Below are 23,026 nucleotides of genomic sequence, written 5' to 3' on the forward strand. Positions count from 1 at the left end.
GAATTGAAACAAAAAGGAAATTATTTGTTTTTATAAAAAGACACCTTTTTAAACTATAATATCTAAATTTGCAGCCAAAATAACAACAACACAACTCTTATGTATAAATTGATAATTCGTCCGATACTTTTTTGTTTTGATCCTGAAAAAGTGCATTATTTTACTTTTTCTTTTGTAAAATTCATTTCAAAAATCCCTGGAGTTTCGGCGATTATAAGATCAATTTATGAGGTAAAAGATGCTCGATTAGAAAGAGAAGTTTTCGGAATTAAATTCAAAAATCCGGTTGGACTTGCAGCAGGTTTTGATAAAGACGCAAAACTATACAAAGAACTTGGTGATTTTGGTTTTGGTTTTATCGAAATCGGAACTGTAACGCCAGTTGGACAAGAAGGAAATCCGAAGAAACGTTTGTTCCGTTTAAAAGAAGACCAAGCGATTATTAACCGAATGGGATTTAATAACGGCGGTGTTCTAGAAGCGGTAGAACGTTTGAAAAAGAATTCGGGTGTTTTAATTGGTGGAAATATCGGAAAAAATAAAGTTACCGATAACGAAGATGCCGTTAAAGATTATATCATCTGTTTTGATGCGCTTTTTAATCACGTAGATTATTTTGTAGTAAATGTAAGTTCGCCAAATACACCAAATCTAAGAGCTTTACAAGACAAAGAGCCTTTGACAGCTTTATTGCAGACTTTGCAAAATAGAAACGTTGAAAAGCAAAAAACAAGTACTCAAAAAGTAAAACCAATTCTTTTAAAAATAGCTCCAGACTTAACAGATGAGCAATTATTAGATATTATTGATATTGTAAAAACAACGCAAATTGCAGGTGTTATTGCAACAAACACTACAATTTCTAGAGAAGGTTTACAATCTGGAAACCAAACAGAAACGGGAGGTTTATCTGGAAAACCATTAACGAAACGTTCTACAGAAGTGATTCGTTTTCTATCTGAAAAAAGCAATAAAGCATTCCCAATTATTGGAGTAGGAGGAATTCATTCTGCAGATGATGCAATCGAAAAACTAAATGCAGGTGCAAGTTTAGTACAGTTGTACACTGGCTTTATTTACGAAGGTCCAGCTTTGATAAAAGCAATCAACAAAAAGGTTTTAGGACAGTTGTAAAAGTAGCGCTTGAACTAAAAGGCCAGCTATTATTGCAATACCAAAACTGATTAAAGTTCCGATCATTACGTATTCTGTAAGTTTTCGGTCTTTGGCTTCTTTTAAATCACCGAATCTAAAAATAGATTTAGCAGCAAGTAGAAAACCGATTGCTTCAAAATGTCCGGTTAAAATAAAACCGAAAACAAATAAGCGTTCTAAAATACCAATATAATTTCCGGCAGCTATCAGAGAATTATCCTGATGGCTGTTTCTGCTTTCTGGAGCCCATATTGAAATTATAGTTTTTATAAAAATAGAGGAGGGTTTGGTTAGCAATAAAATTCCTGTAAGCAGAATCCAGAATTCATTATTCTGCCAAAAATGGATTATCGTTTTGTTTTCATACAAAAGAGCAACACCAATTAAAATGAGAATATGCGCAATTTGATCAACCACAAACCAAGTTCGTTTGGTTTTCTTTTTCTGAAAATTTAATTTGATTAAATCTACAATCCCGTGCGTCACAGCAATTAAAACAGCATAAGGTATAAAACTTATTTCGCCCACTAAAACCGCTGCTAAAACTCCGTGCAGTAAAATATGAATATACAAATAAACACTTTTATGTTTTTTTATTTCTTTGTCGGCTACCCAAGAATTGGGCTGCCAAATAAAATCTCCTAATAAATGAGCAAGAAACAGTTTTATAAATAAAATCATGAGGCTGAAATTTGTTTTATTTGTTTTCTAAAATAGCGATCTAAATTCATAACCAAATCAAACTGAGCTCTTTTTTGTCTACGGCTCACAGCAGCTTGGTTGATGCCTAATTTTTGTCCTAATTCTTCTTGCGATAAAGTTGGGTTTTCAATAGCAGCGGCAACAAATTCTGCAGATTGTACCAGCCAGCTGTCCATAAAAGTCAAAGCCAGTTGCAGCATTAAATTCAGTTTTTCATCAAAATCTAAATCTCCTGTTCGCAGGGCTAGATTTACTTTCTGTTTTTTTAAGGTTTCAAAAAGTTCTCCAGAATTAATAAACGCAGAACCGTTGCTTTCTGATATTCTTTCGGCATTGTGTGTTTTATCTCCAAAACCAATACTCATTCGGGCATCAGATTTTATGGCTCTTAAATGCGCTTTTACCAAAATAGCAGTTAACAAAGAGTCTTCGGGATTACTGACTTCAATTTGAAATTCGTCGCCTCGATATACTTCCCACTGATTTGGAGTTTTGCCAAATGGAGCCAAGATCTTCTTTAAATCCTCAACCCAATGCTGAGATTCTTGTTGTCTTGAACCAATTATGTCCCCTGTAATTACACTAGTCATAACTCAAATATAAGTAAAAAATTATAAATTTTCTATTACAAATATACGTAATAAGATTTATTATTACGTTTTTTGGTAATAATTTAAATTATTACTCTTTTTGGTAATATTTTATAATATGATGCTATTTTGTAATAATAGACTTCAAGTAAAAATCTCTTTTATATCATCAAAAAAGAAACTAACTTAGCCTTTACAAAAGAATACGCTTTGAGTAAAGAAATCAAAATTATCGAATGCCCTAGAGATGCCATGCAAGGCATTAAGGCTTTTATTCCGACAAAAAATAAAGTTACTTACATACAAGCTTTGTTACGAGTTGGCTTTGATACAATCGATTTTGGGAGTTTTGTTTCTCCAAAAGCTATTCCACAAATGCAAGATACTGCTGAGGTTCTAGAGCAGTTAGATTTGTCTCAAACAACAAGTAAACTGCTTTCTATTATTGCTAATACTCAAGGAGCGATAACGGCAGCCAATTATGAGCAGATTCAATATTTGGGCTTTCCTTTTTCTATTTCTGAGAACTTTCAGATGCGTAATACGCATAAAACTATTGCAGAATCTTTAGTTACCTTAGAAGAAATTCTGGAAGTTGCCGATAAGAAAAATAAAGAAGTAGTGACCTATCTTTCCATGGGCTTCGGAAATCCATATGGAGATCCGTGGAATGTTGAAATTGTTGCAGAATGGACCGAAAAACTGGCAGCAATGGGCGTAAAAATTTTATCACTTTCTGATACCGTTGGAACTTCTACGCCAGAAGTAATTACCTATTTGTTTTCAGATTTAATTCCGAAATATCCTGAAATTGAGTTTGGAGCCCATCTTCATACCACACCAGAAAGCTGGTTCGAAAAAATCGATGCTGCGGCAAAAGCAGGCTGCATTCGTTTTGATGGAGCCATTCAAGGTTTCGGAGGCTGCCCTATGGCAACCGATAAACTAACAGGAAATATGCCAACAGAAAAACTCGTTTCCTATTTTACTGCCAATAAAAAAATAACCGGACTTAATTCTCTTAGTTTTGAAAGCGCATACAATGAAGCTTCAAAATTGTTTGGAAAGTTTCATTAAAAAATAGTTATTTTTCTTACCTTAGATAATGATTGTTTGCATAATGCGTTACATTTATTATAGCTATAACTATTGTCATGAGGTCAAGCCCGATAAATAAAATTTCAAGCCTACTATTTTGTGTCTTTTTATTATTTTCCTGTTCAAGCGATTTGAATTTTGATCAGGTAAACGATTTTAAGATAGAGCCTGTTTTTGTAGCCAACCTAGCGTATTTTAATATTCCAGCCAATAGACTTATAGACGATGGAGGAACTAATGTATATCCAGATGTACGAGATTTTGATGTTTTTAAAGAGAAATTCTTTACCGAACGTCTTAAAAAAGCAGAGTTTGATTTTGAAGTCGAAAACAACATCAATCGTGCTTTCGTTCTAAATATGCTTTTGCTTAACGATCAAAATGAGGTTTTGCAAACCATATCTTTTACCGTTCCATCTTATAAAGGAACGCCAAATGTTATAAAATATCCGACAGAAGTTTTTGAAAATGCTCGATTGGATCTTTTAAAACAAACTCAAAAAATTGGTTTTGTGGTAGTAATTGCCTCAGGGCCTCCATTAAATAGCCAGAGTGAAGGAAACTTAAAATTAAGATCAAGTGCAACGGCTTATTTAGTAATCGAATGAGAAAGGCGCTACTACTTTGCTTGTTTTTTCCTATTTTCTGTTTTGCCCAAAACAGAGAATTGTTGTATAATTTCACTTCAATTCCGCAGTCTTCGCTTGTAAATCCAGGAGCAGATGTTTCGTATAAATATTATTTTGGATTTCCCGTTTTGTCTGGAATTTCAGCCAATATTGGATCTAGCAGTTTCTCAGCCTATGATCTGTTTTCAGACGATGGAGTCGATTTTAATCAAAAGGTTAGAAATGTTGTAAATAAATCTTCCAGCAGAGATAAAGTAGTAACCAATCAGCAATTGGAAATATTTTCTGGCGGATTTAGAATTGGAGGCAGAGAAAGCCGTTCTTATATTTCGTTCGGATTGTATCAGGAATTCGATTTTTTTATGTTTGTTCCCAAAGATCTTGCTTTACTGGCTTTAAACGGAAATCGAGATTATATCGGAAAATCGTTTAATCTAGGCGATTTAAGCATGAAAGCCGAAGTTCTTTCTGTTTTTCATGTTGGGTTTCATAAAAAACTCAATGACAAATTTGTTTACGGAGGTCGCGCTAAAATCTATTCAAGCGGTGCAAATGCAACTTCTACAAAAAACTCAGGTTACATTTATACAGGCGAGGAGCCAGGAACACCAAATTTATACAGTCAGGTTATTTCTTCCAATTTAGAATTAAAAACATCTGGTCTTTCTCGTTTTACAAAAGATGAATACGAAGGAAATGTAGTTCGTGATATTGCTAATAATACCTTTTTTAACGGAAGTCTAGGTTTTGGAATAGATGCCGGAATTACCTATTATATAAAAGACAATTTACAATTTACCGCAAGTGTTATAGATTTGGGTTTTGTGAGACAGACCAAAGATATCGAAACACTTACCTATAAAGGAATTTACCGTTACAATGGTGCAAATCCAGATTTTATGGGTACAGATGACCCTGAAAATGTTTTTGACGAATTTGACAAAGCAATTCCTAGAGACACACTTTATAATAAATACACCACTTGGCGTCCGACAAAACTTTATTCTTCAATCGAATATTCATTTGGAGAAGCGCGTCCAGATGACGAATGCAATTGTCATGGAAAAGTCAATAAATATTATAAAAATGCGACAGGTATACAAGTTTTTGCAATGTCTGCCCCTCGAACACCTTTGTTTGCGATAACCGCTTTTTATAGAAGAAATATTTTTAAAAAATTAGATTTTAAAGCAACCTACACCCTAGATACTTTTTCAAATAAAAACGTCGGATTAGGACTTGCAGGAACAATTGGCCCTGTAAATATTTATGCTCTGGTCAATAATGTTTTAGAATATAAAGACATTTCCAAAGCCAGCAGTGCCGCCTTCCAACTCGGAATCAATTTTGTTTTTCAAGACAAAGAATAGAAATTTTCAATTTTTTAAATTCCAATATACAAACTATGGAGTATTAGAATTTAGGTTAAGTTTTGGAATTTGGAATTTAATTATTGAAATTTTAAAACCGTAAGGTTTTTCGTGTAAAGTCAATTTTATGAATAAGTTAGTATTCAAGTTTCCAATTTATTCACTATATTTGCACGCAATTCAACTAGAAATTGCAACATGATAGCACACAACTCCAAGATTATCGGCGAAGGTTTAACTTACGACGATGTATTATTAGTACCTAACTACTCGAATGTGCTTCCTCGCGAAGTGAGCATTAAATCAAAATTCTCAAGAAACATTACATTAAACGTTCCAATTGTATCTGCTGCTATGGATACAGTAACTGAAAGCGCAATGGCAATTGCTATGGCACAAGAAGGCGGAATAGGTGTTTTACATAAAAATATGACTATCGAACAACAAGCAGGAAAAGTTCGAAAAGTAAAACGTGCAGAAGCAGGTATGATTATCGATCCGGTAACATTACCAACCAACTCTACAATTGCTGATGCAAAAAATGCTATGAAAGAATTTGGAATCGGTGGTATTCCAATCGTTGACGAAAACAGAATCTTAAAAGGGATTGTTACAAATCGTGATTTACGTTTTGAGAAAAACGGTGCGAGGCCAATCGCTGAGGTTATGACAAGCCAAAACTTAGTAACTGTAGCAGAAGGAACTTCACTTGAGCAAGCTGAAGTAGTTTTGCAAGGCCATAAAATCGAAAAATTACCAGTTGTAAATGCTCAAAATGAATTAGTTGGTCTAATTACTTTTAGAGATATTACAAAACTGACTCAAAAACCAATTGCTAATAAAGATAGTTTTGGTCGTTTAAGAGTTGCTGCTGCAATTGGAGTTACTGGAGATGCTGTTTTAAGAGCAGAAGCTTTGGTCGCTGCAGGTGTAGATGCAATTATTATCGATACAGCTCACGGACATACAGAAGGTGTGGTGAATGTACTGAAAGAAGTAAAATCAAAATTCCCTCAAATAGATGTAATTGTTGGAAACATTGCAACTCCAGAAGCTGCTAAATATTTAGTAGAAAATGGTGCTGATGGAGTAAAAGTTGGAATCGGACCTGGTTCTATCTGTACAACTCGTATCGTTGCAGGTGTTGGTTTTCCTCAATTCTCAGCAGTTTTAGAAGTAGCTGCGGCAATTAAAGGAACTGGAGTTCCAGTTATTGCTGATGGTGGAATTCGTTATACAGGAGATATTCCTAAAGCAATCGCTGCGGGTGCCGACTGTGTAATGTTGGGTTCATTACTTGCAGGAACAAAAGAATCTCCAGGAGAAACTATCATTTTTGAAGGAAGAAAATTCAAATCTTACCGCGGAATGGGTTCTGTTGAAGCAATGCAAACAGGATCTAAAGATCGTTATTTCCAAGATGTTGAAGACGACGTTAAAAAATTAGTTCCAGAAGGAATTGTAGGACGTGTTCCTTACAAAGGAGAATTAAACGAAAGCATGCTTCAGTTTATTGGAGGTCTTCGTGCAGGTATGGGATACTGTGGTTCAAAAGATATTCCAACTTTACAAGAATCTGGACGTTTTGTTAGAATCACTTCTAGCGGAATCACTGAAAGCCATCCACATAACGTGACGATTACAAAAGAAGCTCCAAATTATTCTAGATAATTTTAAGTTTTGATATAAAACAAAAGGCGTAAGATTTTTTTCTTACGCCTTTTTTTCTTACGCCTTTTTTTATTTGCCTTTTGATATGGTTGATGTTTGTTTGAAATCACTTTTAGATTTTAAATCTAAGGCAAAATCAGTGTGTTTTAAGCCGAGAGTAAAATCCATTTCCAAATTGTTCTCACTTATAAAATGATTGGATATATCATAAATCAAATTGCCTTTTCCAATCCCAGATCCGTTGGTTTCAAATCTGTTGTCAGACATTTTCATTGTGTAAGTCTGCGTAATATCAAAGAAAGCATTTTTAGAATTTATGCTTTTTAAATTGTACACAGTAGTAATTTGCATTTCAATATTTATGCCTGCGATAGGCAATGTTAATGGGCTTTCTTGAGTAAAAGATTCGCCTATTTTTAGCTTTTTATGCGGAAGAGCCAATTGTGAAAAAGTGTTTTTAACCATTTGAAAAACAGTATTTTTAAAATCCTCTTCCATGTCTTTTGAAACAATAGAATCTATTTCTGGCATAGTAGATAAGGAAGCTTTTCCATAAATAAGGGTGCCGTTCGGAATTATAGTTTTTCCATCTAAATCTACCGATTTCAAGTATTCGATTGTTATTGGGAAATTACCGCTTTTATCGCTTTTACCAGTTTTAGAAACCGTTTCTAAATTAAAGACAGTCTTTATTTTAGAAGGGTTTTGTACTTTATTGTTCTTTAAGGTCTCTAAAAATGTTTCGCTACCGGAATACAAAACTTCATAATCAGATGAATTAATCGTGGTTTGAAGATAGTTGGTTTCCGGAGCATACCCAGCTTTAAAATCTAAAATTTGATTAGATTGACCATAGCTTAAAGTCGTTGTGCAAATAAAAAGAAGAAAGAATAGTTGTTTCATAATTGTTTTTAATGTGGATTTTCCACTTGTCTAAAACGAAAGTAAGAATTTAAAACAACTTATCATTTTATTCTTTTGCTCCGTACTCACTAAATTTAGCATTCCATCCATTTTCTGAATAAGATTCTCCATGAATACCATCGCTAAGTTCAACAATATTTTTGCCATTTACGGATATTTGAATATTGTTTTCAAAATCAGCCAATTCTTGTAATGAAAAAAGAAAATCATGAATTGCCACATCTATGCTTTTAATTACGATTTCTTTGATTAAATCTTTTTGTGGTTCATTAAATTGACCAATTTCAGTTTGTATTTTTAAGTTTGATGGTGATTTAGATTTATTGCTTAAAAGAGTTTCAGTATTTCCAATTCCTTTATCTCTTAGATTTTTAACTAAAAATTCTCCAAAAATATCAAGCGATTGTTTTGACTCCATAATCTTATTTGTAGTTTTAATTTTTTAAAGATATTGAAAAAACTCATTTTTTTTAAAACCTACTATTCAAAATATCTTCAGCCACAATATCCGAATGCAGTAAATCTTCCATTTTCTTTGTCATGCGCTGTGCTTCTAATGCATAACCGAACATTTTTTTCTCGTAATCAGCGATTGCTTCATCAATTGTTTTAAATTTTCCGTTGGTCAAATTTTGGGTTAAATGGAAAGCATCAAACAAGCCCATATTTACACCTTCGCCTGCAAATGGAGGCATTAAATGTGCTGCGTCGCCAACAAGTGTAAGATTTGAATGTTCTTTCCAAGATTCTTCCAAAGAAAACAATCTTAAAGGCAAACCAGAAAACTCCGTAGAAGCGGCAAAGAATTTTTTGTAATCCTCTCCCCAGTTTTCAAAAGTTTCATTCAAAAAAGAAATAACAGATTGATCATCTTCAAAATTGATTCCGTGGTTCGAAACCCAATCTTCATCGGCTTTAAAAGAAACTCCAAAATGAACAGAACCGTCGCGCATGGTATGGGTGTAAAACATTTTGTGTTCTCCCATTGCCATTACATTTCCGTTTCCGTATTTTGGTTTAAATTCTGGATAATCTTGATCAGGATTCACAATTTCTCCTTGAATAATATAAGTTCCAGAAAGCTGAGGTTCTTGATCGCTCACAAATTTTCTAGCATTCGATCTTCCGCCATTTGCAACGATTACAAAATCGGCAGTTGCTGTTGTGCCATTTTTGAATTCTAAAACATATTGGTCTTCAAGTTTTTCAATATTAATTAGTTGGCTATCCCAAACTACAGTATTTTCGGTTAGATTCTCCAGCATAATTTTTCGAAGATCGTTACGGTCAATTTCTGGGCGTGAAAAAGCATTAGTTTCATCAGGCATTTCGTCAGAAGTAATATTTCCGTTCATATCAGCCATTTTCTCTCCAGTTGGTCGTGCGTATTTTTTAAATTCCTCCATTAAACCCGCTTTCTGAATCGCAAATTGACCAGAATCAGAATGAATGTCCAAAGTTCCTCCAGATGTTCGCGCTTGTGCATTAATGTCTCTTTCATAAACCGTAACATTTGCGCCATTAATTTGTAAAATTCTTGCAGTGGTTAGTCCAACAGGCCCACCGCCAATAATGGCAATTTTTTTATTTTCTATAATTGAAGTTTCCATTTTATTGAAATTATATTGTATTTAAATCTGTTATTGATATTGCTATTGCTATTGTTATTGAAATTGTTATTGAAATTGCTATTGAAATTGCTATTGCTGTTGAATTTTAATCAGGGAGTTAATGCTTTTAGAACAAGGTTAAAAGCTTCATTTTTAATCTTGTCATTAAGAACGAAAGATTTTCCAGACATTGATTTTCCATCTCTATGAAATTCTAAAAGAGAATAAAGTGAGCCGTAAGCAATACTCCAAAATACTTCATAAGGGACAGAAATGAGCTCTTTTCGCTCAATTGCCAAAACCATAAATTCAGTCATCATTTGCTTGTACTTTCCTGTTACTTCTTGTAGGATTGCATCGCCGTGAGTAGAATGCCTTAAAAGTTCAAAACAGGTAGTTTGTAGTGGAAAATTTAGATTGAAATAAATACGATTTTCCCATTGATTTCGTAATCCTTCTCTAAAAGACATATTGGTAGTGAAACCATCAAACATCTTTTCAAAGAAATTTTGACCGATTTCAATTCCAATTTTGCGAATCAGATCTTCTTTATCCGAATAATAAATGTAAAGTGTTGCTACAGAAACGCCGCATTCTTTAGCCAGACGATTCATTCCAAAGCCTTCTATACCTTGTGCAACGATCATTTCTATTGCTTTTTGCTTTACAATTTCTTCTTTATTTGTATCTCTAGTTCTCATAATTTTAACTAATTATGATGCAAAGATATAAATAATAAATGAACGATCGCTTATTTATGACTTTTTTTTGAGATGCTAAAGATCTAAGGTGCTGAGGTTCTGAGTTTTTTTATTTAGGTTCAAAGGTGCAAAGAGGCAGAGGCTAAAGACTTGAAAGTATGAATTGCCTCCAGCTTTAGCAGGAGGTTTAAGAAAGGACAAAAGAGAAGGGCTTTAGTCAAATTTTACATTTAAAAGCAAAAAAGAATCAGCTGAAACGATAGTATATCATTTCAGCTGATTTTTTTATTTATAGTATATTTTATAAAGTTTTTGTGGGATCGGCTTCTCTTAGGTTTTGATTTTCTAAGATTTCTTTTAAATAGGGTTTTACAGTATTTTCAATATCGCTTTGAGAGATATTTAAAACTTCTGGATCTGAAGCCAATTGAAGCCACGGTTTTGGTCCATCAAAATTATAGCTTCCAAAAACGATTACAGGCGTACCTTTTACTTTTACATTTTCTTTGTCCTTCAGAATCCATTCGTCGGCAAATTTGTAAAGGTATTTAGCATCTTTTTCTAATAATCTCAAACAAGAATGAGAAGCAGGATAACCAGGCAAATCATATTCGTGAAAGCCAACCCCTAATTTATTTTCGATATTAAAATTCCATTTTAAATCCCATTCGTCATTAAAAGTACTGGTTGTTTTTTCTGCTTTCCAATTCGTGAAAAATAATCCTGTTGGAGTCGGATCTTTTTTTCTTCCCATATTTGTTGGCCCTGTTCTAACTAATTCACCATTTTCATAAGCCGCAAAAGTTTGGGTTGGATAAGAAAAAAGAATAATTTTTGAAACCTCCTCTAAAGCCGAAACATGAATTGGGAACGGAAGATAATAAACTAAATCCCCGCTAAAATCTGCCGGAATAACAACAGAATCCAGTTTTTTGAAATTAGCCTTATCAGTTCGGTTTAAAGCATAAACAATATCCATTTTTGAGCTATCAGCTTCATTGAGTTTCAGCCATTCTTTTGTTTTTTCAACTTGGTAAGAAACGGTTTCTGGTTTTTTATATTCAATTACTTTCTTTTTCTCTTTTTTGTTTTCAGTCAATGTTATCGTATCGGTTTTTTTGCAAGAACCTAATAAGACTAACATTAATAAAAGTAGGGCGTTTGCTGTGTAATATAACTTTTTCATAGGTCGTATTTTTATGAATATAAAGTTATGATTATGATAGCTGAAAAGGGTTACATAATTTTTGGAATAGGTTTCGGGATTTTCATTTTAAATTGATGAAAGAAAAGAACTCGTATAAAACAAAAATGTTTTTTAGATTCTGTTATTGAAGAGATTATACTTCTAATCTTAAAGTTTGCCCTTCCACAAAAAATCCTTTCGAGGCTGTAATTTTTATTTTCTGGTCTTCAGTATATCCTAAAGTTTCTCCGTTTCTCAATGTAACATCACTATTAATAACATATGAAATAATGCTAGTAAAGAAATTAAAGAGTTCTGGCAGCTCCAAAGGCGATTGTAAGACTTCCATTTCTTGTTTTTCAAATTCAGGCAATCCATAAGTATATATGTAGTTTCCTTGCTCAGAGGTTTTGATGCCAATATAAATCCATACTTGGACAGGAGATTTTCCTTGCTGTAAATCAGGAATGTTTTCCAAATATTGATCTCTAGGTATCAAAAGGGTTTGTTTTGCTTGATAAATGCCTATTGAATTTGAAGTGGCAAGAATAGAGCATAATAATTTGCTTAAAAGGGTATATCGTTCTACTTGACTTCCCTGTGAAGACATAACAGAAACGATTGCATGTCCCGTGTAGTTTTTTAAATCTTCTCCTGCAGTATGCCAATTGTATGCATATTGAATGGTTGTTGAAAGTTCTTCGCCAGGAATTTGTGCCGGCACGTAAGCTATAGCTACTAATTCATTATCCAATTTAAAAACAGCCGAAGTATCATTTCCTGAAAAATTGACAATAGATAATCCCCAGAAATTTTTCAGGTTATCGATTACGCGGTCTATACTGTAACTTTCGTTATTATTAAACAAAGGCATTGCAAGTAATACCCCTTTTTCATCTTTTTGAGGAGTTTCGTTTTTCTGAGAAGTTTCGTTTTTCTGCGGAGTTTCTTTTTTCTTAATAAAGTCAAATAATCCCATAAATAATTTGATATTGGTTTAAATTAAATAGGATTCTAAAATACTCAAAAAACTTTTATATCAAACCTTTTATTTTAGCATGCTGCAATAACATAATAGTTTTAGCATCTGAAATTTCCCCAGATTCGATCATGGCATAAGCTTCATCAAAAGTAAATTCTAAAACTTCTATGTTTTCCTGTTCGGCATCCAATCCGCCGCCTTCGCTTACTTTCATGTTTTCGTTGTATTCGCCCACAAAAAGATATAAAATTTCGGTTACAGAACCCGGAGACATATACGTTTCGATTACTTTTTGGACTTTGCTTAAACGATAGCCAGTTTCTTCTTCTGTTTCGCGAATAATAGCTTGTTCAGCATTGTCTTTGTCTAAAAGTCCTGCGCAAACCTCAATCATCATTCCGGTTTTATTTCCGTTAAGATAAGTCGGAAGACGAAATTGTCTCGTTAAGATGACTGTTTTTTTTGCGGTATTGTATAATAATATCCCAGCGCCATTTCCGCGATCATAAACTTCACGAATATGTGATTCTATTTTTTCGTTTTCCTTTTTGTAGTTAAAAGTTACTTTGTTCAATATATACCAATTATCTGATAATAATTTGGTGTCTGTTATTTCGATTTCTGGATTCTTTCTCATTTGGAAAATTATTTCATAAAAAAAACGCCCTGATTATCAGAGCGTTTAAATGTATTATTTTGTTATTGTTTGCTTTCTATCTGGACCAACCGATACAATTTTGATTGGCACTTCGATTTCTTTCTCAATAAACTCAATATATTCTTTTAGCTCAATTGGCAATTGATCATAAGTTGTCAATCCAGTTAAATCTTGTTTCCATCCTTTAAACTCTTTGTAAACCGGAGTAACATTTTCTGGCTCAATGTTGTAAGGAAAGTGAGAAATGTTTTGTCCTTTGTAGTTGTATTCCGTACAAACTTTTAAAGTTTCGAAACCAGAAAGTACATCACCTTTCATCATCATTAACTGAGTAACTCCGTTAACTTGAACGGCATATTTTAAAGCAACAAGATCTAACCATCCGCAACGTCTTTGTCTTCCTGTTACAGAACCAAATTCGTTACCCACTTTTGCCATTGTAGCACCAACTTCGTCAAAAAGTTCAGTTGGGAAAGGTCCGCTACCTACACGAGTCACATAAGCTTTGAAAATTCCGTATACTTCTTTGATTTTGTTAGGAGCAATTCCTAAACCAGTACAAGCTCCAGCAGCAGTAGTGTTTGATGAAGTTACGAAAGGATAAGTTCCGAAATCAACATCTAATAAAGATCCTTGAGCCCCTTCGCAAAGAATAGATTTTCCAGCTTTTTGAGCTTGGTGCATGTATTCTTCACTATCAATGAAATCTAATTTTTTTAATTCTTCAATAGCTTCAAAGAATTCTTTTTCTAATTCAGCTAAATTATATTGAATAGCAACATCATAAAAAGCAATCATTGCTTCATGTTTGTCAGCTAAAGCTCTGTAACGCTCTTTAAAATCTTCTAGTTCGATATCTCCAACACGTAAACCATTTCTACCAGTCTTGTCCATATAAGTTGGTCCAATTCCTTTAAGAGTAGAACCAATTTTAGCCTTTCCTTTAGAAGCTTCAGAAGCAGCGTCAAGCAAACGGTGAGTTGGTAAAATTAAATGTGCTTTTCTAGAAATGATTAATTTCTTCTTGATGTCAAGGTTGAATTTTTCTAAACCTTCAATTTCTTTTTGAAAAACTACTGGATCAATTACAACACCATTTCCGATGATATTTACCGAGTTTTTATGAAAAATTCCAGAAGGAATTGTTCTTAGTACGTGTTTAATTCCGTCAAATTCTAGAGTATGTCCTGCATTTGGTCCTCCTTGGAAACGTGCAATAATATCGTAATTTGAGGTAAGTACATCAACAATTTTTCCTTTACCTTCATCTCCCCATTGTAATCCTAGTAATAAATCTACGGTCATTCTGTTTTAATTTGCGTTGAGACAATCTAAGTTGCCCTACTGATTATGTAGTTAATTTTATTTTTTTTTATTTTTTTTCGAAAAGTCTAATTTGAAAAGACTATGAATTTGAGTTTTGCTTTTTGTTTCCGTAGAAATAAAGCGAGTGATTTGTAATTTCAATATCAAAAATTTCTTCGATAGTTTTTTTGATGGTTTGAATTCTTGGATCACAAAATTCGATTACCTCACCAGAATCTGTCATAATGATATGATCGTGCTGTTTATCAAAATATGATTTTTCGTAGTAAGCCTGATTTTGTCCAAATTGATGTTTTCTAACCAAAGCGCAGTCCAACAATAACTCGATCGTGTTGTATAAAGTAGCTCTACTTACACGATAGTTTTTGTTTTTCATTTTGATGTAAAGGTTCTCTATATCAAAATGCTCCTCGCTATCGTAAATTTCCTGAAGTATAGCATAACGCTCAGGAGTTTTGCGATGCCCTTTTTGTTCAAGATATAGTGTAAAAACATTTTTTACAATTTCTTGATTCTTAGTGTTGTCAGTTGAAATAAGTGTCATATCCGGCAAAGATAATTTTTTATTTTTAATGAATAAAAGTTTCGGGTTTAAAGTTTAACGTTTAAACTTGTTTTTGATTAGTTATAATGCACTAAATACAGGCTTTTACGTTAAAAATATTTTCAAAGGTTAATTTAGCTTAATTAACATAATTTTTTTAATTTATGAAAAAACTAACAATGGTTAACTTGATTTCGACATATACATATACCAGTTCCATTCCCAAGTTTTTCCTTTATCATCAGACATTGCTTGGCTCCAGACAGGATTCTTTTCGTCTCGAGCATCCCATCGGAATACTTGAATAACTGGTTTTTCATCAAAAACATCTTTAGAAAAAAAATGCCCAACTTTATTTTCAAAAGAACCAACTACAGGTTTGTCTAATGTTCCCGTAGTAGAATCTGACCAGTATATGCTCCACAATTTTGTTATCGGATTAAATAATCTTACTGTCATACCTTCAAAAGGCTCTCCATCAAAAGTGGCTAGAAAATTATCAATGTTTCCAATTCCATTTAAAATCTTGTACATCTCCTGTGTTGAAGGAAATTCAATCCACTCATCGCAATTCGTCAATCTGGATTTTAATTTTCTGTTTCGAATAATAGATTTTCCTTGAAAAAAATCAAAATCGTCTTTTGATGAAGATTCAGATGCCGTAATTAAAAGCTCTCCATTTTCATCAAATTCTATTTTAGGAATTTCTAAGGATTGATTTTCCATGATTAATATTCATTAGTTTAAGTTCTATACTCTCTAGTAACCTTATCAACTCCGTCAATTTTCTTGATGGCGCTAATCATTTTTTTCAAAATCGTATTGTTTTTAACAATTACGGCAACTTGCCCGTGGAAAATTCCAGCATCGGTACTAAGCGAAATACTTTGAATATTTACGCTCATATTGTTCGAAATTACTTTTGTCAATTGGTTGGTAAGTCCTAAAACATCCATTCCTGTAATATTGATAATGGCTTTGAATTCCTCTTGCGAAGAATCAATCCACTTGGCACTCATAATTCTGTAAGCGTAATTCGACTGCATTCCAATCGCATTCGGACAGTCTTTTTTATGCACTTTTATTCCCTCGTTAATGGTAACAAAACCAAAAACATCATCACCAGGAATTGGATTACAGCATTGCGAAAGTTTATAGTCTAATTTATCATGTTCGGTTCCAAAAACCAGCATGTCATAGTTACTGCTAATGACTGGTTTGTGAATATCCTCATCTGCGGTGTCTTTCGTTCGTTTAATTTTATTTTTAAAGAAATTGATAAACGAATTGCTTTTCTGCGCCGCAAAATCTTTTAATTGCTGATTTTCGATTGCACCAATTCCAACTCTATAAAATAAATCTAAACTTGTTTTTAGTTTAAAGAAGTTAACTAACTCATTTGTTACCTGTTCGTTAAATGTAACTTTTAGATGTTTTAATTTTCTAACAAGTAATTCTTTTCCTTCTTCCGCAATTTTTTTAGTGTTCTCGTTAAGAACGTTTTTAATTTTATTTTTAGCTCTCGAAGTTGTAACGTATTCTAACCAGTTTACCGTGGGTTTTTGGTTTGGAGAAGTAATTACTTCAACTTGGTCACCACTTTTTAGTTCGTAGTTTAATGGAACTAGTCTTCCGTTTACACGAGTTCCGCGAGTTTTAATTCCGATTTCAGAGTGAATGCTGAAAGCAAAATCAAGAGAAGTCGCGCCTTTTGGCAACGATTTGATTTCTCCTTTTGGAGTAAAGATGAAGATTTCTTTTGAATACAAATTCATTTTAAAATCTTCAACAAAATCTACTGCATTAGTTTCCGGATTTTCTAAAGCTTCACGAAGTAAATTTAACCACACGTCCAGACCGCTTTCTTCTGTTGCGCCGTTTTTATATTTGTAGTGTGCTGCATAACCTTTTTCGGCGATTTCGTCCATACGTTCGCTTCGAACCTGAACTTCAACCCAGCGTCCTTTTGGCCCCATTACAGTAATGTGGAGCGCTTCATAACCAGTTGATTTTGGTGATGAAATCCAGTCGCGCAAACGGCTAGGGCTTGGGCGATAATGATCTGTTACGATAGAATATATTTTCCAGGCAATGAATTTCTCTTCATGCGGATCTGCTTTGTATACAATTCTAAGAGCGAACTTGTCATAAACTTCATCAAAAGTTACATTTTGCGCACGCATTTTTCGACGAATAGAATAAATAGATTTTGGTCTTCCTTTGATGATATAGTCTACACCTTCGCTATCTAAAGATTTCTTTAAAACATCTGAAATATCTTTGATGTAAGCATCTTGTTCTTCTTTTGTTTCACGAATTTTACTTACAATGTCATTGTAAACTGCCGGTTCTGTGTATTTTAATCCTAAATCTTCGAGTTTGGTTTTAATATTGTAAAGTCCCAAACGGTGGGCTAGAGGAGCATAAATATATAGAGTTTCAGAAGCGATTTTGGTTTGTTTGTATTCCGCCATCGAATCCATGGTTTGCATATTATGCAAACGATCGGCCAATTTGATCAAAATTACACGAACATCATCGTTTAACGTTAGAATCATTTTTCTGAAATTCTCCGCCTGCATGGAAGCGTTCAAATCTTTTTGGACTAATGAAATCTTTGTTAAACCCTCAACAAGCTGTGCTACTTTCGGATTAAATAGGCGTTCTATTTCATCAACAGTTACAGGAGTGTCTTCAACAACATCGTGCAATAAGGCCGCGGCGATAGAGGTCGCTCCCAGACCAATTTCTGAGGCAACAATTTTTGCAACTGCAATAGGATGAAAGATATACGCTTCGCCCGATTTACGTCTCTGTTCTTTGTGGGCATCAACGGCAACATCAAAAGCTTTTCGAATTAATTTTTTGTCTGTTGGGCTTAAAGTTTGGTAACTTATTCGGAGTAATTCTTTGTATTCCTGCGCAATAGCTTTGTTTTCTTTTTCAATATCTATTTCTGTCATAACGGCATAGTTCAAGTACTAAAAATAAGAATTAGTTTGAACATACGCAAGGCTTTACAAATTGTAGATTTTAGAGTGAAGATTTTAGGTAAAATTCCAAATTTTTTAAATCCCAAATTCCCAAAAAGAGCGAAGCGACTTTTAGAAAATCTAAAATCTAAAATCTAAAATCTAAAATCTAAAATCAAAACCCTCTTTGTCTTTTAGCTTCGAAAATTAAGATTGCAGCTGCGACAGAAACATTCATGCTGTCGATTTCTCCTTGCATTGGGATAATAATGTTTTGAGTTGCTTCGTCACGCCATTGCTGAGTTAAACCAGTTGCTTCTGTACCAACGACCAAAGCGGTTGGTGTAGTGAAGTTTTGAGTATGATAAGAAGTCGAATTTTGTAAAGTTGCGCTGTAGAAATTAATCTTTTTTTCTTTCAAAAAAGCAATAATTTCCTCAGATGTTCCTGTTGCGATTTGGTTGGTAAAAAGACATCCAACGCTCGAACGTACAATATTCGGATTGTATAAATCGCTTTTTGGATTGGCAATTAAAACAGCGTCTAAATTGGCTGCATCTGCAGTTCGTAAAACGGCACCAATATTTCCTGGTTTTTCTAAAGATTCTACCACTAAAATCAATGGATTATCTGATAATTTTAAATCTGATAATTTCAATGATTTGGTTCTCGCAACAGCTAAAATTCCTTCTGTAGTATCACGATACGCCAATTTTTGATAAACCTCTTTATTGATTTCTATGATTTGAAAAGGATTGCGAATCAGTTTATTGATTTCTGATTCAGAAACTAATTCGGGTAAAAACAAAACCGTTTCAATTTCGTAACCACCTTTTATGGCTAATGAAATTTCTCTTAAACCTTCAATCAAAAATGTTCCGGTTTGTTTTCTGGCTTTGGATTTTTCTTGAAGTAAAACCAAAGATTTGATAAACGGATTTTGAACTGAAGTAATTTGTTTCATTTTTTTAAGGCTCAAAGTTGCAGAAGGGCAAAGGTACAGAGTTTTTTTCTTCCTGCAAGGTTTTTAAAACCTTGTAGGTTTTAAACGATATTTCTTTTGCCACGAATTCCACGAATTTTCACGAATTATAATTTAGTCAAAAGAAATTAGTGAAAATTAGTGGAATTCGTGGCGAAAAAAAACTATTTCTCGAAAATTTCTTTAATCTCAGTTTCTACAGGATGATCTGTTTTGAAATTATATCCCATAATTTTTGCTAAAGTTTGAGCAAACTGTTTTTGATAAAATTGAGAATTGGTTTTGATTTCGCCTTTTGGAGTAATTTCAGGTCCCATTGCGGCGAACCAAATTTCTGAAGCACCTGGAACGTCAGAACCGTGATCGGTCCATTGCGCTTTTACTTTGTCTCCGCGTCCGTGATCTACCGTTATAAACAAGGTTGTTTTGTTTTTGTATTGCGGATCATTTTGAACAAAATTCCAGATTTCCTGAATCCATTTATCGACTTGATTGGCTGCATCCAGATACGAACGATATTGTGCGTGATGTGCCCATTCATCGGTTTCGCCGTATGCAATATAAAGTACTTTTGGTTTTTTAGTTTTCAATTCATCTAAAGCTTGATAGTGCGTAAAGACATCTAGGCATTCATCCATGTGAAATGGTTTATATGAATTGTCACGCATTTCATTTAACAAATGCTGAGCTGCTGTTGGTTTGTTTCCGCCCACTTTGTCAAAGGCTGAAATTACAGGAAATCCGCTTCTTTCTTCATTTAAAATTCGGTCAAAAGCATCCCATGCACCAAAAGCGGCAACTTTTCCTTTCAATTTAGACTGCTGATTTAAAAATTCCAAAACATTCACATTCGGATTGGCTTTATAGCTGTTTGAATTGACTTTTAAATCTACATTTCCAGTCATAATTTCACTATAACCAGGATAACTAAACCAGTACGGATTGGCTACATCAACTTTATTTCCTAAATCTCTATTTCCATAAATTTGACCTTTCGAAGCGATTTCAGACCAGAAAAAAGGCATTAGCTTTTTACGAGCTTCTTTGACATCGGCATCACTATATTTTTTATAAATGTAAGCGCTGTCTCCTTGATTGAATTTTTTGTCATTGGCAATCGCAGGATCAATTCCTTTAAAAACTTCCTGCCACCTAAAACCATCTGTAGTTATAATGATAATATTTTCTGTTTTTTGTGCTTGAGATTGAATGCTTAATAAAAGGAACAGAACTAGGATTGCTTTTTTCATTTTTTATCTGTTTTATGTTGTTATATTCAGATTGTTATTTTCTTTCAAAACTAATTTAATAAAAGAGAATAATAGTTAAGCCAATCTTTAAAATAACCATAAGTTAACAGATTCAGTATGGCTACAAAATCCCTCTCGACTTAATCTCTAAATACTTATTTATTGCGTCAAGCGTAAGATTTTCTGGCTGTGTCAATACCGAATGGATTCCGTATTTCTTCAATTCATTTACGATCAGTCGTTTTTCGAACATGAATTTTTCCGCGATAACTTTGTCGTAAACTTCCTGAATGGTTGCTGTCTTTTTATTGATAATTGAATTAAGTTCTGTGTTTTGAAAGAAAACCACAACCAATAAATGGCTTTTAGCAATTCCTTTTAAATAAGGCAATTGACGATTTAAACCATCCATTGTTTCAAAGTTGGTATACAGAATAATTAAACTTCTCTGATTGATGTTTTTTTTAATGTCTACATACAATCGGCTGTAATCGCTTTCAAAGAAATCCGTTTTTACATTGTATAGCGTTTCAAGAATTTTCTGCATTTGCGAGCCTCTTCTTTCAGCAAAAACTCGATTTTCTACTTTTTTAGAAAAAGAAAAAAGACCTGCTTTATCTTGTTTTTTCAGAATCACATTCGATAAAACCAAGGAAGAATTAATTGCGTAATCCAATAAACTTAATCCGTCAAAAGGCATTTGCATGACGCGGCCTTTATCGATTGCCATATAAACCGATTGCGATTTTTCATCTTGAAACTGATTGACCATCAGCGAATTTCTTTTTGCAGTCGCTTTCCAGTTCAGGGTTCTTAAATCGTCGCCTTGAACATATTCTTTAATCTGCTCAAACTCCATTGTGTGGCCAATTCGGCGTATTTTTTTGATTCCGTATTGAAATAAATTGTTTGAAAAAGCAATCAGATCGTATTTTCTTAATTGAATATAAGAAGGATAGGTCGGAACCATTTGATTATTATCAAAAGAAAATCTTCTAGAAATAAGTCTTAAAGGCGAAGAAACGTAAATGTTTAAAGAACCGAAATGGTATTCTCCGCGTTCTGTTGGACGAAGATCGTAACCAATTTCTTTTTGTGTGGCCGCTTTTATTGTTTTTTTTATTTTGAAGTCGCGAATCTGAAATTGAAACGGAATTTCATCAATAATCTTCACCGAAATAGGAAAAGTATAATGATTTTTAAGATTTATTGTAATTGGATTTAAATCTCCGTTTGATAATTTTTCGGGTGTAATTCTTTCTGCTTCAAGTCCTGTTCGGGATAAATATAAAAGTAAAATATCAAGCCCTAAAAAAGTAACCAAACCTAAAACCAACAACCAAACTGCATTGTACATATTTGGAAAAATAAAGGCACAGATAAACAATCCTATAATGCCTATTAGCACATAGAAAAAGAAATTATTTAGATATAGGCTTTTTATGAATTTCATCTTTTTGTTGTTTCAGGTTTCAAGTTTCGCTTTGTCAGGCTGAGCGAAGTCGAAGCCTTATGCGCCCTTTGACTTTGCTCAGGGAGACGAATAATTAATAATTGACAATTGATAATTATCTCGGAATTTCTACTGTTTCGATAATCTGTTTAATGATTTCAGAGCTTGTAATTCCTTCCATTTCACGTTCTGGCGCAACAATTACACGGTGCTGTAAAACTGGAATTGCCGCTTCTTTAATGTCTTCAGGCGTAACAAAATCGCGTCCGCGGATTGCAGCAAAACCTTTTGAGGCATTCAAAATAGCAATTGAAGCACGAGGCGAAGCTCCTAAATATAAAAAGGCATTTTCGCGCGTATTTACTACAATTCGGGCAATGTATTCCAGTAAATTTTGTTCTACTCTAATTTGTTTTACCAAAGTTTGATATCCTTTGATTTCCTCTCCAGAAAGAATTGTTTTAATAGCATCTAGTTTTCCGTGATCTTGTAAAGAATGTTCTCTTTGGATAATTAAAATCTCCTCATTCAATTTTGGATAATCAATCGTAATTTTAAAAAGAAAACGGTCCAATTGGGCTTCAGGCAAACGATACGTTCCTTCTTGCTCTACAGGATTCTGAGTTGCAATTACCAGAAACGGAGCTTCTAATTGATAAGCAGATCCGTCAATTGTAATTTGGCGTTCTTCCATAACTTCAAAAAGAGCGGCCTGAGTTTTAGCAGGAGCACGATTGATCTCATCAATTAAAATCAAATTAGAAAAAATTGGGCCTTTTTTGAATTCAAATTCTGAGTTTTTTAGATTGAAAATTGAAGTTCCTAGGATATCAGAAGGCATTAAATCGGGTGTAAACTGGATTCTACTGAAACCAATATTTAAAGTTTTAGCCAATAATTTTGCCGTAATTGTTTTGGCAACTCCAGGGACACCTTCTAAAAGAACGTGACCGTTTGATAAAATAGCCACCAAAAGCTGATCAACCATTTTGTGCTGACCAACAATTACAGTTTCTATTTCTTTCTTAATCGTGTTTACGTGTTCTAAAAGAGGCGCTAAGTTAATTCTCGTTTCAAAATTCACATTTTCGTTTGTGATTTCGCTTGATGTTGTATTGATATCGTCCATAATTTGGTCTGTTATTTTATGTTTTTTTGTCGCAGATTAAAATGATTAACGTAGATTATTTTTATAAAATCATTTTAATCTGTGACAAACTATT

General features: G+C 33.6%; 22 protein-coding genes. 5 read left to right on the plus strand and 17 right to left on the minus strand.

The features are described 5' to 3' along the window. Positions 1-99: 99 nt before the first annotated feature. Positions 100-1,134, plus strand: coding sequence for a quinone-dependent dihydroorotate dehydrogenase (locus QLQ95_RS14855; RefSeq protein WP_428237899.1), 1,035 nt, complete (start codon positions 100-102; stop codon positions 1,132-1,134). Here the strand turns inward: QLQ95_RS14855 and QLQ95_RS14860 are convergent. Both QLQ95_RS14860 and QLQ95_RS14865 read right to left on the minus strand, forming a co-directional pair. Continuing rightward, positions 1,120-1,836: a DUF3307 domain-containing protein gene (locus tag QLQ95_RS14860; protein WP_320493945.1), complete on the minus strand. Its 717-nt coding sequence runs from the start codon at positions 1,834-1,836 to the stop codon at positions 1,120-1,122. The two genes, QLQ95_RS14855 and QLQ95_RS14860, sit on opposite strands and share 15 nt — an antisense overlap. Continuing rightward, positions 1,833-2,447 carry a hypothetical protein gene (locus QLQ95_RS14865; RefSeq protein ID WP_428237898.1) on the minus strand — a complete coding sequence of 205 codons (615 nt, stop codon included), beginning with the start codon at positions 2,445-2,447 and terminating at the stop codon, positions 1,833-1,835. Before QLQ95_RS14865 ends, QLQ95_RS14860 begins: the two co-directional genes overlap by 4 nt. Before the next feature lie 210 nt (positions 2,448-2,657). On the opposite strand from QLQ95_RS14865, the gene QLQ95_RS14870 reads away from it, so the two are divergent. The 4 genes from QLQ95_RS14870 to guaB all read left to right on the plus strand — a co-directional run bounded on the left by QLQ95_RS14870 (position 2,658) and on the right by guaB (position 7,215). Next, the gene (locus tag QLQ95_RS14870) at positions 2,658-3,524 is read left to right on the plus strand and encodes a hydroxymethylglutaryl-CoA lyase (RefSeq protein ID WP_095931395.1); all 867 of its coding nucleotides are present in this window, start codon (positions 2,658-2,660) and stop codon (positions 3,522-3,524) included. A gap of 152 nt (positions 3,525-3,676) precedes the next feature. After that, complete coding sequence (locus tag QLQ95_RS14875; protein WP_379797547.1) at positions 3,677-4,153, plus strand: hypothetical protein; 477 nt, start codon at positions 3,677-3,679, stop codon at positions 4,151-4,153. Then, positions 4,150-5,544 carry a DUF5723 family protein gene (locus QLQ95_RS14880; RefSeq protein WP_482500416.1) on the plus strand — a complete coding sequence of 465 codons (1,395 nt, stop codon included), beginning with the start codon at positions 4,150-4,152 and terminating at the stop codon, positions 5,542-5,544. Before QLQ95_RS14875 ends, QLQ95_RS14880 begins: the two co-directional genes overlap by 4 nt. Positions 5,545-5,742: 198 nt before the next feature. Continuing rightward, positions 5,743-7,215: an IMP dehydrogenase gene (guaB, locus tag QLQ95_RS14885; RefSeq protein WP_095931398.1), complete on the plus strand. Its 1,473-nt coding sequence runs from the start codon at positions 5,743-5,745 to the stop codon at positions 7,213-7,215. Positions 7,216-7,284: 69 nt separating this feature from the next. Here the strand turns inward: guaB and QLQ95_RS14890 are convergent, their stop codons facing one another. The 15 genes from QLQ95_RS14890 to QLQ95_RS14960 all read right to left on the minus strand — a co-directional run bounded on the left by QLQ95_RS14890 (position 7,285) and on the right by QLQ95_RS14960 (position 22,932). Further along, entirely contained in the window at positions 7,285-8,118 is an 834-nt protein-coding gene (locus QLQ95_RS14890) for a hypothetical protein (protein WP_482500418.1), read from the minus strand. A gap of 67 nt (positions 8,119-8,185) precedes the next feature. After that, positions 8,186-8,557, minus strand: coding sequence for a hypothetical protein (locus QLQ95_RS14895; RefSeq protein ID WP_482500419.1), 372 nt, complete (start codon positions 8,555-8,557; stop codon positions 8,186-8,188). Positions 8,558-8,609: 52 nt separating this feature from the next. Continuing rightward, positions 8,610-9,749 (minus strand): FAD-dependent oxidoreductase, encoded by a 1,140-nt coding sequence (locus QLQ95_RS14900; RefSeq protein WP_482500420.1) that lies wholly within the window; start codon positions 9,747-9,749, stop codon positions 8,610-8,612. Between the two features lie 110 nt (positions 9,750-9,859). Next, positions 9,860-10,450, minus strand: a complete 591-nt coding sequence (locus QLQ95_RS14905; protein ID WP_482500422.1) for a TetR/AcrR family transcriptional regulator — start codon at positions 10,448-10,450, stop codon at positions 9,860-9,862. Between the two features lie 301 nt (positions 10,451-10,751). Further along, entirely contained in the window at positions 10,752-11,636 is an 885-nt protein-coding gene (locus QLQ95_RS14910) for a L,D-transpeptidase (RefSeq protein ID WP_095931403.1), read from the minus strand. A gap of 154 nt (positions 11,637-11,790) precedes the next feature. Continuing rightward, the gene (locus QLQ95_RS14915; RefSeq protein WP_482500424.1) at positions 11,791-12,615 is read right to left on the minus strand and encodes a DUF4261 domain-containing protein; all 825 of its coding nucleotides are present in this window, start codon (positions 12,613-12,615) and stop codon (positions 11,791-11,793) included. Positions 12,616-12,670: 55 nt separating this feature from the next. After that, positions 12,671-13,255 (minus strand): NUDIX domain-containing protein, encoded by a 585-nt coding sequence (locus QLQ95_RS14920; protein ID WP_320493953.1) that lies wholly within the window; start codon positions 13,253-13,255, stop codon positions 12,671-12,673. Between the two features lie 54 nt (positions 13,256-13,309). Next, positions 13,310-14,581 (minus strand): adenylosuccinate synthase, encoded by a 1,272-nt coding sequence (locus tag QLQ95_RS14925; protein ID WP_095931407.1) that lies wholly within the window; start codon positions 14,579-14,581, stop codon positions 13,310-13,312. A 100-nt stretch (positions 14,582-14,681) separates the two neighbouring features. Further along, entirely contained in the window at positions 14,682-15,146 is a 465-nt protein-coding gene (locus QLQ95_RS14930) for a Fur family transcriptional regulator (RefSeq protein WP_008462215.1), read from the minus strand. A gap of 183 nt (positions 15,147-15,329) precedes the next feature. After that, complete coding sequence (locus QLQ95_RS14935) at positions 15,330-15,872, minus strand: hypothetical protein (RefSeq protein ID WP_428237891.1); 543 nt, start codon at positions 15,870-15,872, stop codon at positions 15,330-15,332. Positions 15,873-15,889: 17 nt separating this feature from the next. Then, positions 15,890-18,109 carry a RelA/SpoT family protein gene (locus QLQ95_RS14940; protein WP_095931408.1) on the minus strand — a complete coding sequence of 740 codons (2,220 nt, stop codon included), beginning with the start codon at positions 18,107-18,109 and terminating at the stop codon, positions 15,890-15,892. Between the two features lie 184 nt (positions 18,110-18,293). Continuing rightward, the gene (locus QLQ95_RS14945) at positions 18,294-19,082 is read right to left on the minus strand and encodes a TrmH family RNA methyltransferase (protein WP_428237889.1); all 789 of its coding nucleotides are present in this window, start codon (positions 19,080-19,082) and stop codon (positions 18,294-18,296) included. A gap of 182 nt (positions 19,083-19,264) precedes the next feature. Beyond that, positions 19,265-20,350 carry a phosphoglyceromutase gene (locus tag QLQ95_RS14950; RefSeq protein ID WP_428237888.1) on the minus strand — a complete coding sequence of 362 codons (1,086 nt, stop codon included), beginning with the start codon at positions 20,348-20,350 and terminating at the stop codon, positions 19,265-19,267. A 121-nt stretch (positions 20,351-20,471) separates the two neighbouring features. Then, positions 20,472-21,803, minus strand: coding sequence for a DUF58 domain-containing protein (locus QLQ95_RS14955; protein ID WP_095931412.1), 1,332 nt, complete (start codon positions 21,801-21,803; stop codon positions 20,472-20,474). A 115-nt stretch (positions 21,804-21,918) separates the two neighbouring features. After that, complete coding sequence (locus QLQ95_RS14960) at positions 21,919-22,932, minus strand: AAA family ATPase (RefSeq protein WP_320493958.1); 1,014 nt, start codon at positions 22,930-22,932, stop codon at positions 21,919-21,921. Positions 22,933-23,026 lie beyond the last annotated feature (94 nt).

It is taken from the genome of Flavobacterium sp. B330r, from assembly GCF_056824325.1.

What these genes read in the sequence shown, in the direction of transcription:
- QLQ95_RS14855 (WP_428237899.1), top strand. Translation starts at nt 100, where the DNA reads ATGTATAAATTGATAATTCGTCCGATACTTTTTTGTTTTGATCCTGAA.
- QLQ95_RS14890 (WP_482500418.1), bottom strand. Translation starts at nt 8,118, where the DNA reads ATGAAACAACTATTCTTTCTTCTTTTTATTTGCACAACGACTTTAAGC.
- QLQ95_RS14930 (WP_008462215.1), bottom strand. Translation starts at nt 15,146, where the DNA reads ATGACACTTATTTCAACTGACAACACTAAGAATCAAGAAATTGTAAAA.
- QLQ95_RS14905 (WP_482500422.1), bottom strand. Translation starts at nt 10,450, where the DNA reads ATGAGAACTAGAGATACAAATAAAGAAGAAATTGTAAAGCAAAAAGCA.
- QLQ95_RS14950 (WP_428237888.1), bottom strand. Translation starts at nt 20,350, where the DNA reads ATGAAAAAAGCAATCCTAGTTCTGTTCCTTTTATTAAGCATTCAATCT.
- QLQ95_RS14895 (WP_482500419.1), bottom strand. Translation starts at nt 8,557, where the DNA reads ATGGAGTCAAAACAATCGCTTGATATTTTTGGAGAATTTTTAGTTAAA.
- QLQ95_RS14915 (WP_482500424.1), bottom strand. Translation starts at nt 12,615, where the DNA reads ATGGGATTATTTGACTTTATTAAGAAAAAAGAAACTCCGCAGAAAAAC.
- QLQ95_RS14910 (WP_095931403.1), bottom strand. Translation starts at nt 11,636, where the DNA reads ATGAAAAAGTTATATTACACAGCAAACGCCCTACTTTTATTAATGTTA.
- guaB (WP_095931398.1), top strand. Translation starts at nt 5,743, where the DNA reads ATGATAGCACACAACTCCAAGATTATCGGCGAAGGTTTAACTTACGAC.
- QLQ95_RS14900 (WP_482500420.1), bottom strand. Translation starts at nt 9,749, where the DNA reads ATGGAAACTTCAATTATAGAAAATAAAAAAATTGCCATTATTGGCGGT.
- QLQ95_RS14920 (WP_320493953.1), bottom strand. Translation starts at nt 13,255, where the DNA reads ATGAGAAAGAATCCAGAAATCGAAATAACAGACACCAAATTATTATCA.
- QLQ95_RS14955 (WP_095931412.1), bottom strand. Translation starts at nt 21,803, where the DNA reads ATGAAATTCATAAAAAGCCTATATCTAAATAATTTCTTTTTCTATGTG.
- QLQ95_RS14935 (WP_428237891.1), bottom strand. Translation starts at nt 15,872, where the DNA reads ATGGAAAATCAATCCTTAGAAATTCCTAAAATAGAATTTGATGAAAAT.
- QLQ95_RS14880 (WP_482500416.1), top strand. Translation starts at nt 4,150, where the DNA reads ATGAGAAAGGCGCTACTACTTTGCTTGTTTTTTCCTATTTTCTGTTTT.
- QLQ95_RS14960 (WP_320493958.1), bottom strand. Translation starts at nt 22,932, where the DNA reads ATGGACGATATCAATACAACATCAAGCGAAATCACAAACGAAAATGTG.
- QLQ95_RS14865 (WP_428237898.1), bottom strand. Translation starts at nt 2,447, where the DNA reads ATGACTAGTGTAATTACAGGGGACATAATTGGTTCAAGACAACAAGAA.
- QLQ95_RS14860 (WP_320493945.1), bottom strand. Translation starts at nt 1,836, where the DNA reads ATGATTTTATTTATAAAACTGTTTCTTGCTCATTTATTAGGAGATTTT.
- QLQ95_RS14940 (WP_095931408.1), bottom strand. Translation starts at nt 18,109, where the DNA reads ATGACAGAAATAGATATTGAAAAAGAAAACAAAGCTATTGCGCAGGAA.
- QLQ95_RS14945 (WP_428237889.1), bottom strand. Translation starts at nt 19,082, where the DNA reads ATGAAACAAATTACTTCAGTTCAAAATCCGTTTATCAAATCTTTGGTT.
- QLQ95_RS14925 (WP_095931407.1), bottom strand. Translation starts at nt 14,581, where the DNA reads ATGACCGTAGATTTATTACTAGGATTACAATGGGGAGATGAAGGTAAA.